Annotated in this window: 1 protein-coding gene; it reads right to left on the bottom strand. The window is 54.1% G+C overall.

Features of this window, described 5'->3' with window-relative positions; all coding sequences use genetic code 11:
- Window positions 1-472: 472 nt before the first annotated feature.
- On the bottom strand, window positions 473-796 hold a 324-nt coding region (locus AC1RPN_RS07935; RefSeq protein ID WP_481763674.1), incomplete at its 5' end, for a hypothetical protein.

Raw genomic sequence — 796 nt, forward strand, 5'->3', positions numbered from 1 at the left:
GTCTTGTACTGCGTCCAGACTGATGCTAGGCCCGGGTCTGTATCGATAGCCAGACCCAACGACTCACATACTCGTGCAGGTTCTTCGGAGTCACAAACAACTACCACATCCGAGTACTTGTGCCGCGCCAAGTTTTGCAGACGTATTAGGTCCTGAGTAAGCCTACCCTCTACAGCAGGTGTCCATCTATCAAACACGATACCCCAGAAAAGGATACGAGGTTTCATTTCTTTGCTCCTTTGGGCAGGCGCGGAAGTCGAGCTGCGCTCACGCTGTATATGCGCGAGGACCCAGCAACGACTACCTGTACTGAATGTTGCGACACCGGGTGTGCACGAACCCCGAATCGTTGCCCCTTTTCGAGTACGAGGTTCGCGCTAACCGCAGTCGGTGTTGCCTTCGTGTAGACATGCCAACTGTACTCATTCGGGTCAGGTCGGCTAGAATTCACGAGGAACGAGTACATGATGTGTCAGTCCTTTAGTGCAGGAAGGTGGGATAGCGTTGCATTACCCAATTTTTCGATGTTGCGCTTCTTGAGTTCCGCGCGGTAGTTAGGATCACGGGTCGCACGCTTCGCTATCTTGTAGATATTGTCGTTTGCGCGAGCACGTGCATACTGTGGTGCCGGGTTGTGGCGAATCTTGCCGGTCTTAGTGATGGTCCAGCTATCACCAGAGTCAAAGTCCCGGGCCATGAGCGGGGTACGGTAGCCGCGAGAATTCAGATTGAACGATTCACTGGGAGTGCGACCAGCAGTCGTGCGCCGGAACAGAGCATGCAGCTCAGGCTCGTC

It is taken from the genome of Dellaglioa sp. CoH-57-MRSF-20, from assembly GCF_056781955.1.